Source organism: Actinomadura sp. BRA 177 (genome assembly GCF_013372625.1).
In the GTDB taxonomy this organism is placed as follows: domain Bacteria; phylum Actinomycetota; class Actinomycetes; order Streptosporangiales; family Streptosporangiaceae; genus Spirillospora.
Genome location: NZ_JABXFD010000541.1, coordinates 1 through 6,997, shown reverse-complemented (window position 1 = coordinate 6,997; position 6,997 = coordinate 1). Strand labels below are relative to the sequence as shown.

Annotated in this window: 5 protein-coding genes and 1 pseudogene; 3 read left to right on the top strand and 3 right to left on the bottom strand. The window is 73.8% G+C overall.

Features of this window, described 5'->3' with window-relative positions; translation table 11 throughout:
* Positions 1-75 precede the first annotated feature (75 nt).
* Together HUX53_RS30800 and HUX53_RS30795 are read left to right on the top strand one after the other, a co-directional pair.
* Positions 76-558 (top strand): PadR family transcriptional regulator, encoded by a 483-nt coding sequence (locus tag HUX53_RS30800; RefSeq protein WP_309237513.1) that lies wholly within the window; start codon positions 76-78, stop codon positions 556-558.
* A gap of 2 nt (positions 559-560) precedes the next feature.
* The gene (locus tag HUX53_RS30795) at positions 561-1,046 is read left to right on the top strand and encodes a DUF1707 domain-containing protein (protein WP_176406724.1); all 486 of its coding nucleotides are present in this window, start codon (positions 561-563) and stop codon (positions 1,044-1,046) included.
* Positions 1,047-1,051: 5 nt separating this feature from the next.
* On the opposite strand, the pseudogene HUX53_RS30790 reads toward HUX53_RS30795, so the two are convergent.
* Positions 1,052-1,695 (bottom strand): annotated as a pseudogene (locus HUX53_RS30790) (response regulator).
* On the bottom strand, positions 1,692-2,957 hold the full coding sequence (locus tag HUX53_RS30785; protein WP_217920122.1) for a histidine kinase: 1,266 nt from the start codon (positions 2,955-2,957) through the stop codon (positions 1,692-1,694). The pseudogene HUX53_RS30790 and the gene HUX53_RS30785 overlap by 4 nt, the downstream one beginning before the upstream one ends.
* Before the next feature lie 174 nt (positions 2,958-3,131).
* On the opposite strand from HUX53_RS30785, the gene HUX53_RS30780 reads away from it, so the two are divergent.
* Positions 3,132-5,813 (top strand): FtsX-like permease family protein, encoded by a 2,682-nt coding sequence (locus HUX53_RS30780; protein ID WP_309237512.1) that lies wholly within the window; start codon positions 3,132-3,134, stop codon positions 5,811-5,813.
* A 7-nt stretch (positions 5,814-5,820) separates the two neighbouring features.
* Here the strand turns inward: HUX53_RS30780 and HUX53_RS30775 are convergent, their stop codons facing one another.
* Positions 5,821-6,750, bottom strand: a complete 930-nt coding sequence (locus HUX53_RS30775) for a LysR family transcriptional regulator (protein WP_217920121.1) — start codon at positions 6,748-6,750, stop codon at positions 5,821-5,823.
* Between the last annotated feature and the right edge of the window lie 247 nt (positions 6,751-6,997).

The following is a 6,997-nucleotide window of genomic DNA, read 5'->3' as shown; positions in this document are numbered from 1 at the left end:
CGTTGTTGGTTTTTGTTGCTGTGCATACGTCGACCACCGAGAGCTACACTCTCCTGTTCGTCGGCAGCGTTAGAGGTGTATAAGAGAGAGGGGAACGTCCGCGCGGCGATCCTCGTGCTGCTGGCCGAGGAGCCGCGCAACGGCTACCAGATCATCCAGGAGATCAACGAGCGCAGCGGCGGGGCGTGGAAGCCGAGCCCCGGCGCGGTCTACCCGGCGCTCCAGCAGCTCGCCGACGAGGGCCTGATCGCCGGCGACGAGGCGGGCGGCCGCCGCACCTTCCACCTCACCGACGAGGGCCGCGCCCACGTCGAGGAGAACGCCGACCGGCTCGCCGAGCCGTGGGCGGAGATGACGCCCGACTTCGGCGAGGGCGTCCCCGAGCTGTTCAAGCAGGCCGCGCAGACGGGGGCCGCGGTGATGCAGATCGTCCACTCCGGCTCGTCCGCCCAGGTCGCGCAGGCGAAGGACGTCCTGGCGGAGACCCGGCGCAGCCTGTACCGCATCCTGGCCGACGACCTCGAGGACCCGGGGCCGACGGCCGCCGAGGAGGAGTAGAGATGGCACGTCAGGACGAGATCCGCATCGGCGACGCCGAGCGCGACGCCGTCATGGTGGCCCTGCACGACCACTTCGCCGAGGGACGGCTGGACCGCGGCGAGCTGGACGAGCGGCTGGACTCCGTGCTGTCCGCGAAGACGCACGGTGACCTGCGCACCCTCGTCAAGGACCTGCCGTCCCCGACCGGCCTGCCCGAACCGGAGAAGGCGCCGCTTCCGGGCGCGCCGCTCATGTTCGGCGGGCCGGCCGGGTTCGGCGGACCGGGTCACCCCGCGTGGCAGCGCCACCACCGGCACATGGCCCACCGCCACGGGCCGCGCTTCCCGGCGTTCCCGCTGCTGCTCGGGGTGTTCCTGGTGCTGACCTTCACGATCGGCCCGGGCACGGGGTTCCTCGCCGTCCTGCAGATCGCGCTGGTCATCTGGGTGGTCCGCGCGGTCCTGCTGGCGTTCGGCGTGAAGCGGGCCCGCCACCACCGCGGCTGACCGCGTCAGCGCAGGCCGGCGTCGCGGGCGAGGAGCCCGGCCTGCGTGCGGTTCGCGCAGCCGAGCTTGTCCAGGACGCGGGAGACGTGGCCCTTGACGGTCGCCTCGCTGAGGTGGAGGCGGCGCGCGATCCGCGCATTGGACAGCCCCTCGCCGAGACACGCCAGCACCTGCGTCTCCCGTTCGGTGAGGACGTCGAGGAGAGCGCGCGTCCGGTCCCGGTCGGACGCGCAGCCGGTGGCGGTACCGAGCAGCCGCATCGTCGCGGCGGCCGACATCACCGTGTGCCCGTCCGCCGCGACCGGACCAGCTTCACCAGGTCCTCGGGCGGCGTCGACTTCAGCAGGGACCCGGCCGCGCCCGCGCGCAGCGCCCGGAGCACGTACTCGTCGGCGTCGAACGTCGTCAGCGCGACGACGACGGGCGGGGAGCGCAGCGCGGCGATCCGCTCGATGGCGGCGAGGCCGTCCACGCCGGGCATCCGCAGGTCCATGAGCACGACGTGCGGGCGGTACCGGACGACGGCCTCGACGCCGGCGGCCCCGTCGTGCGCCTCCCCGACCACCACCACGTCGTCGGCCGCGCCGAGGATCGTGCGCAGGTGCGCGCACACCATCGCCTCGTCGTCCACCAGCAGCACCGTGATCATGAGGCGGGAGTCGCGACGGGGACATAGGCGGGCAGGGACGCCGCGACGCGGAAGCCGTCCTCGTGCGGGCCGGCCGTGAACGTCCCGCCGATCAGCTCGACGCGTTCGCGCAGGCCGGCGAGGCCCGTCCCGGAACCGCTGGCGGCCAGCTCGGCGTCCGGCGCGCGGGCGGGGGCGGCGTTCCGGACGCTCAGCGTAACGCCGTCGGTGCGGTACCGGACGTCCACGTGGACGGCGGCGCCCGGCGCGTGCTTGCGCGCGTTCGTCAGCGCCTCCTGCACGACCCGGTACGCGGTACGCCCGACGGCCGGGGACGCGGACGGCGGATCGCCGTGCTCCGCCAGCTCGACCGGGACGCCGACCGCCGCCGACTCCGCCACCAGCGCGGACAGGTCGAGCAGCGGCTCCGCGGGGGCCTGCCCGGGGTCGCGGCGGAGCAGGCCGATCACGTCCCGCAGCTCTTCGAGGGCCTGGCAGCCGGTGCCGCGCAGCTCCTCGGCCGCCGCGCGGGTCGGCTCGTCCGGCGCCCGGACGCGCAGCGCCCCCGCCTGCAGCACCATCAGCGTCACCCGGTGCGCGACGACGTCGTGCATCTCGGCGGCGAGCCGGGCGCGCTCCTCCGCGCGGGCCCGCTCGGCGAGCAGGTGCCGCTCCCGCTCGGCCCGCTCCGCGCGTTCGGTGAGGGCCTGCAGGACGCGGCGGCGGGCGGCGGCGTACATGCCGAGCAGCGCCGCGCCGACCACCACGGCGAAGCTGCGGAAGACGATCGCGCCGACGCTGCCGGTGTCCGCGGCCGCGAAGTGCCGCATCGCCGACTCGGGGAGCACGTCGCCCATGAAGGCGATCGGGACGAGCAGCGCGGCGACGGGCAGCCCGCGAATCCAGGCGGGGCGGCCGCCGTCGCGGGGGAACGCCATCACCGCGTACGCGGCGAGCGGCGCGGTCGGCGGCCACCAGACCACCTGGTCAAGGCTGTGATCCGCGTCCACCCGCAGCAGCGCGCCGGGCGCGGCCAACTCCACCAGCCACCCGGCGACGGCGACCCCGCCGGTGATCCACCCGACCGCCATCGGCGCACGGCGGCGGAAGAGCAGCGCGAACGCGGGCACCATGAGGACCACCAGCACCGCGCCGCCGCGCGAGCGGACGATCGTGTTCGGGTCCATGACGGTGAACCAGGTGAAAGCGATCCCGGCCAGCAAGACGACAACATCGGCGACCCGATCCCAGGGCCGTCCGGCTGGAAGGATCGGCAGGCGCACGCGTCCTACTCGTGAGAGAACGCCCACTCGCTCCACTCCGCTCATCCCATTACCGTACGCACCGGCCCCGGCCAGGCCACCCCTACGAAAGTCGTGCACCCGAGCCCGTTCGTAGCGCCCGAACGCAACGAACCGCGCTAACAACGAGACGCTCTCCCGGCTGAAATCAGCCACATGATGGTCAAGCGCCTAGGGCGTGGACGAACACCTCCCCGCACCCCACAGCCGCTCAAGCAGTTGTTCAAACGACTTGCCCGTCCATGGACCGCCCCCGGCACCCCGCAACTGATCAAACGGCTTGTCCGTCCGTGGACGGCTCTTCGCACCCCGCAGCTGCTCAAACTCGTGTTGCGGGGGCTTGCTGCGCATCGTGGGCGGTTGTTGCTGTCGGTGGTTGTCGGGGTTGCGTTCGTTGCGGGGACGTTGATCTTCTCTGCCACGTTGGATCGTTCGTTCGATCGCGCGTTCGCCGAGCTCGGGCGCGGGACGGACGTGGTCGTCCGGTCGCAGCGGGCGTTCGAGCCGGGGCTCGGGGAGCGGGCGGCGGAGCGTCCCGTCCCCGCTTCGGTGCTGGCGGCCGTCCGGGGCGTGGACGGGGTGGCGAAGGCGCACGGGGTCGTCACCGGGTTCGCCGCCGTCGTCGACCGGCGCGGGAAGATCGTCGGCGCCGAGCCGCAGACGGGCGTCGCCTGGGACGGCGACCCGGACCTGTCGCTGCCCCGGCTGACGTCCGGGCGCCCGCCGTCCGGCGCGGACGAGGTCGCGGTCGACGTCACCACCGCGCGCGGCGCCGGCTACCGGGTCGGCGACCGGGTGACGGTGGCGCTGCTCTCCGGCGAGCGGACGTTCCGGCTCACCGGCCTGTTCGAGGTGGGCGACTCGGCGCTGAGCGACCAGCTATCGATGACCGCGTTCGCGCCGGCCACCGCGCAGCGGCTCCTGTCCGAGCGTCCGGGGACGTATGCGCGGATCGTCGTGCACGCGGACGACGGCGTGTCGCAGGAGCGGCTCCGGGACGCGGTCGCGGCGGCGCTGCCGTCCGGCGTGGAGGCGATCACCGGACGGCAGGCGACCGATGAGCAGGCGGCCCCGGTCAAGTCGGCCCTGACGCTGATCCGGACGTTCCTGCTGGTCTTCGCCGTGATCGCGGTGTTCGTCGGCTCGTTCATCATCTTCAACACGTTCGCGATGCTGGTGCGCGGACGGGTCCGGGAGCTGGCGCTGCTGCGCGCGGTCGGGGCCTCGCGCGGGCAGGTGACGCGGTCGGTGCTCGGCGAGGCGGCCGGGGTCGGGCTGGCCGGATCGGCGCTGGGCCTGGCGGCGGGCGCCGGCGTGGCGATCGGGCTGGGCCGGCTGATGACGGTCGCCACGGGCGGCGAGGCGCTGCCCTTCGGGACGCCGGTCGTGTCGGCCACGACGGTGATCGTGTCGTGTGCGGTGGGGACGCTCGTCACGCTGGCCGCCGCGTTCGTCCCGGCGCGGCGCGCGGCGCGGATCCCGCCCGTGGCCGCGCTCCGCGAGGGGACGGCCGCGCCCCGGCCGCTGCGGGGCCGGGTCATCGGTGCCGGTGTCGCTTTTGTGGTCGGCGGTGGGCTCGTCGCGGCCGGTTTCGCGGCGGGCGAACTGGCCGTGACGGGGGCGGGCGCGCTCTCGCTGATGACCGGGGTGGTCGTCGTGTCGCCGCTGCTGAGCCGTCCCGCGATCCGCGTGCTGGCCTGGCCGTTCGCGCGGTTCGGCGGCAGCGCGGGCCGGATGGGCGGGCGGAACGCGCTGCGCGATCCCCGGCAGACGGCGGCGACCGCGTCCGCGCTGGTCATCGGGCTGGCGCTGATCGCGACGGTGTCGGTGATCGTCCAGTCGATGGCGTCGTCGGTGGACCGGCAGCTCGACGCCGGGCTCACCGCCGACTACCAGGTCACCGGGCGCAGCCAGATCACGCCGGTGGCGCCGGACGCCGTGCGCGCGGCGGCGGGCGTCGCGGGCGTGCGGTCGGCGATCCCGATCCGCACGGCCCGGTTCGAGGTGGACGGCTCCGTGCGGACGGCCACGGCCGGGGCGCCGGGCGAGCTGCTCGGCCATTTCCGGTTGCCGCTGGAGTCGGGGTCGCCGTCCGTCCATGGCGACGAGCTGCTCGTCGGCCGCAGCGTCGCGAAGGCGCAGGGTTGGACGGTCGGGAGCACGTTCGACGGCCGATACCAGGATTGGACGAAGCGGACGTTCCGCATCGCGGGGATCTACGCCGACCGTCCGTCCATCACCCCGTCCGCACCGAGCATGATCATCAGCTGGGCCGGTTACCGGGCGCACGCACCCGACGCGCCCATCGACCGCATCGAGATCGACGTGACGACCGCGTCCCGGGGTGCGCTAGAGGCGGCGCTCGCCCCGTGGCCCAACCTCGAACTCAAGGACCGCGCCCAGGTCAAGGCGGACGCCGCCGGGGACATCGACCTGTTCCTCAACCTCGTCCTCGGGCTGCTGGTGCTGTCGGTGATCGTCGCCGCGCTCGGCATCGTCAACACGCTCGCGCTCGCGGTGACGGAGCGGACCCGCGAGATCGGGCTGCTCCGCGCGGTCGGCATGCAGCGCCGCCAGCTGCGCCGGATGATCCGCTACGAGGCGGTCGTCGTCTCGCTGTTCGGCGCGGTGCTGGGCGTGGCCGCCGGGATCGTGCTCGGGATCGTCGTCCAGCACGCGATGGCGCAGGGCGACGGCGGCATGGAGGTGCTGGCGATCCCCTACGGGCGGCTGGCGATATACGTCGCGGCAGGCGCGCTGATCGGCGTCGTCGCCGCCGTGTGGCCGGCCCACCGCGCCGCGCGAATGAACGTCCTGCAGGCGATCGCGGCGGAGTGACCCAGGCTCAGGCTGCCGCGTCGCGGGCGCAGCGGTCGGGGACGGCGTCGTGGAGGGCGCGCAGGCCGCGCACGATCAGCGGGTTGTCGCGGCTGCCGCGCCGCACGCAGGTCAGCACCCGCCGCTTCGGGACGCCGTCGCCGGTCAGCGGGACCCGGACGACCGGCTGGTCGGACGGCCCGCCCGCCAGCCGCGGCACGAGCGACACGCCGAGCCCGTTCGCGACCAGCGCCCAGATCACCGACCAGGTGGTGGCGTGGTGCGCGAACCGGGGGGTGAACCCGGCGGCGCCGCAGTACGTCAGAACCTGCTGGTGGTGGGCGCAGACCTCGGGCTCGACGCTGATCCACGTCTCCTCCGCCGCGTCCTCCAGCCGGACGCCGTGCCGGCGTGCGAGGGGATGCCCGGCGGGGACGATGAGGTCGTACGCCTCCTCCAGCAGCGGCTCGCGGTCGAAGCGCGGGTCGCCGGACGGAGGGGCGTCGGGGGTGGGCTCGATGACCGCTATGTCGATCTCACCGGCGGCGAGGAGGCCGACGGCCACGTCGGTGTCGCATTCGCGGACCTCGACCCTGAGGTCCGGATCGTCCCGCAGCAGGGCCCCGGCGGCCGGGGCGACGAGCCCGCCGACCGCCGTCGTGAACCCGCACATGCGCAGCGGGCCAGCGGCCCCGGCGCGGTGCGACTCCAGGTCGGCGAGGGCCTCCTCCCACCTGGCGAGCAGCCCGTCGGCGTGCTCGATCAGCAGGTGCGCGGCCGGGGTCAACCGCACCTTGCGGCCCTGCGGCTCCAGCAGCGGCACCTTCAACTCCCGTGCCAGCTCGCGCAGCTGGTGGGAGACCGCCGACGGCGTGAGGTGCAGCGCCTCCGCCGCGGACGTGACCGTCCCGTACTGGTGGACGAGCCGGAGCATGTGCAGCCGCCGCAGATCAATCATGTAACCATATTGCACGATGTGATGAGGAAATCTGAAATAGACGGCAACGTTCGTCCGGATCCAGACTGGTGTACATGAACGAGAACACGGTTGTTTCCCGGCACCTGACCAGCGAAGGCGTCGTCCTCTGGACCCGCTGCTCCTGCGGCCGCCTGCGCATGGACCTCGTCCCCCACGGCACCGCCCCCCGCCTAACCGCCGGCCCTGTCCCTTATACACAACTCACCCAGCCGACGAACACACCACA

Bases quoted from the DNA above. Each gene is read 5' to 3' on its own strand.
- HUX53_RS30795 (WP_176406724.1), top strand. From the start codon at position 561: ATGGCACGTCAGGACGAGATCCGCATCGGCGACGCCGAGCGCGACGCC.
- HUX53_RS30780 (WP_309237512.1), top strand. From the start codon at position 3,132: ATGATGGTCAAGCGCCTAGGGCGTGGACGAACACCTCCCCGCACCCCA.
- HUX53_RS30775 (WP_217920121.1), bottom strand. From the start codon at position 6,750: ATGATTGATCTGCGGCGGCTGCACATGCTCCGGCTCGTCCACCAGTAC.